Source organism: uncultured Campylobacter sp. (assembly GCF_937949835.1).
In the GTDB taxonomy this organism is placed as follows: domain Bacteria; phylum Campylobacterota; class Campylobacteria; order Campylobacterales; family Campylobacteraceae; genus Campylobacter_B.
In genome coordinates, this window is record NZ_CALEDC010000376.1 from 1 (window position 1) to 2806 (window position 2806).

Here is a 2806-nt window from a genome sequence, read left to right on the forward strand (position 1 = left end):
GGATATCTAGCTTAGCAAATATCGGCGTTATGCCGCTTGGTGCGCTTACTATGCCATGCGGTGCGGGCGAAATTCCAGCCACCCACGCAACGCACGAAGTAATCAAAATGCTTAAGATAAACGCCGCCTTGATTCTAAGCACGAAAAGCACGAGCACAACCGCTAAGCCTAAAATTCCAAGCAAAACATTTAGATCTTTTAAATTTCCTAAAGTTACTAGCGTCGCCTGACTAGGCGCGATGACACCCATCTGTTTAAGTCCGATGAAGCAGATGAAAGCCCCGATACCCGCACTTATGGCGCGACGCAGATCAAGCGGGATAGATTTGATAACCCAAACGCGAAAGTTCGTAAACGAAAGCACGGTAAAAAGCGCCCCGCTTATCGCTACGATGCCAAGTGCACTCTGCCACGGCATCTTCGCATCCACGCACAACGCAAAGGTAAAATACGCATTTAGCCCCATGCCGACGCTAAGCGCTACGGGGGTATTCGCAAAAAGCCCGTTAAATAGCGTCGCGATTATCGTAATAAGCGCGGTTGCCGTAACCAGCGCATCAAACGGCATGCCTGCGATGCTCATAATGTTAGCGTTTACCGGCACGATGTAAATCATCGCCAAAAACGTAGTAAGCCCTGCGATAAGCTCCTGTTTTACCGACGTTTTTGCCGCGGCGAGATGAAAGAATTTCTCCACTTGCTCCTCCTTTAGAATTTATTCGTAAATTTCGATCTGATTATACAAGCTATCGCGCTCGACTGGCACAAAGCCCGCAGTGCCGATCATATCGATAAAATCGCGCTTGCTCTGCCCTTTTTTGCTACCGGCGCCGGCGCTACTTTGAATGCTTTCGTTTTCAATCGTGCCGTCAAGATCGTCCGCGCCGAAATCCTGCGCTACGAGAGCTAAATTTAAGGTCGAGGTCGCCCAATACGCCTTGATATGCGCGACGTTGTCGAGCAAAATTCTACTAATCGCGATCGTTTTTAAAATTTCGACCGAGCCCAAAAAGCCCTTCACGTCCAGGTAGTTGTTCTCGCGCTGATACACGAGTGGGATGAAGGCGTTGAAACCGCCGCCGTTAGCGCGAGAGAGGCTCTCATCTTGCAGCGCACGGATGCGCAAGATGTGATCGATGCGGTGCTCGCGGCTTTCGATATGGCCAAAGAGCATCGTGGCGTTGCTCTGACGCCCGCGCGCATGCCACAGCGAATGGATACGTAGCCACTGCTCGCTTGAGACCTTGCCTTTGCAAATTTGATCCCTGATCCGTTCGTCAAAAATTTCGGCGCCGCCGCCGGGCATCGAATCCACGCCGCTTTGCATCATCAGCTCTATCGTCTCTTCGTAGCTCATCTTCCACTTTCGCCGCCAGTAATCGATCTCCGCCGCGGTCATCGCCTTGATATGCAGAAGCGGATATTTTTGCTTTATCGCTTTGAAAATTCCCAAATATTGCTGCGGCGTAACGAATGGGTTGTGCGAGCTTACGATATGAATCTCCTTCGTGCCGCGCGCTACCGTCTCGTCCACGATACGCATGATCTCATCATCGCTCATCGTGTAGGCGTTTTTGTTCTTGCGGTGCGCCGAAAATGCGCAAAATTTACAGGTATCTGCGCATAAATTCGAAGGATTGATATGACGATTTGCGTTGAAATAGACGTTTTTGCCGTTTTTTTCTTTGCGAATAGCAAAGGCGAATTTGCCCAGATCAAAAAGATCCAGATCCCATAATTTTACGCCGTCTTCGTAATTTAGTCTCTCGCCGCTTTGTAGTTTTTCTAAAATTTCCATCGATTTCCCAAGCCAAATTTTGTGCTAATTATATAATTTTTTGCTTACAAAACGGATAAGCGGACTAAATTTAGAGCCGAATTTCGTTAATTTAAAATAGCGTAGTAAAATGGACGCCAAATTTTAAACAAGGAAAGCAAAATGTGTGGAATCGTAGGCTACATAGGAAACGCCGAAAAGAAAAAAATCATAATAAACGGACTAAAGGAACTCGAATATCGCGGATACGATAGCGCTGGGCTTGCCGTGATGGATGAGAGTGCGAATATAAAGTATTTCAAAGCGGTCGGCAAGTTAAATAATCTCGAAGAAAAGATGAAAGATTTCACTTCGCAAGGCTTTGGCGTTGCGATCGGACATACTCGCTGGGCGACGCACGGAAAGCCTACTGAGCTTAACGCGCATCCGCATTTTGGAGATTTTAGCTTCGTCGTGCATAACGGCATCATCGAAAACTACATCGAGCTAAAGGACGAGCTCGAAGCGGACGGCGTGAAATTTTTAAGCCAGACCGATACCGAAGTGATCGTGCATCTTTTCGAGAAAAATTTCAAGGCTAGCAACGACGCATTTAAGGCATATGAAGCCACAATTAAACGGCTAAAAGGCGCATACGCAACGCTTTTGATCACCAAGGCCGCTCCGGGCGAAATTTTCTTTGCTAAAAACGCAGCTCCGCTGATCGTCGCAAAAAACGATAAAAACGAAATTTTCTTTAGCTCATCGGACGCTCCGCTCATCGGGCTTGCGAATACGGCCGCGTATCTGGATGATCAAATTTACGGCGTTGCAAAGCTTGGGCAAATCGACGTTTTTAAAAACTCTAAACCGCATAATTGCGCCTTTAGTGAGCTTCCGAAAGATAAAGGCTACGCGCAAAAAGAGGGCTTTAGATTTTTTATGGAAAAAGAAATTTACGAGCAAGCGCAAGTCGTAACCGAAGCGATGATGGGGCGCGTGATCAAGGGCGGTAAGATAAAATTTGACGAACTTGATGCGGCGATGTTT

2 protein-coding genes and 1 pseudogene are annotated in these 2806 nt (G+C 47.4%); 1 reads left to right on the forward strand and 2 read right to left on the reverse strand.

All coding sequences use genetic code 11. From position 1 onward, the window contains the following. Both Q0256_RS08600 and mqnE read right to left on the reverse strand, forming a co-directional pair. The coding region (locus Q0256_RS08600; protein WP_297962235.1) for an NCS2 family permease at positions 1-697 on the reverse strand (697 nt) is incomplete at its 3' end. Between the two features lie 18 nt (positions 698-715). Further along, positions 716-1798 (reverse strand): aminofutalosine synthase MqnE, encoded by a 1083-nt coding sequence (mqnE, locus tag Q0256_RS08605; protein WP_297962237.1) that lies wholly within the window; start codon positions 1796-1798, stop codon positions 716-718. A gap of 141 nt (positions 1799-1939) precedes the next feature. Between mqnE and Q0256_RS08610 the strand changes: the two are divergent. Continuing rightward, a pseudogene (locus tag Q0256_RS08610) lies at positions 1940-2806 on the forward strand (glutamine--fructose-6-phosphate transaminase (isomerizing)); the annotation flags it as partial.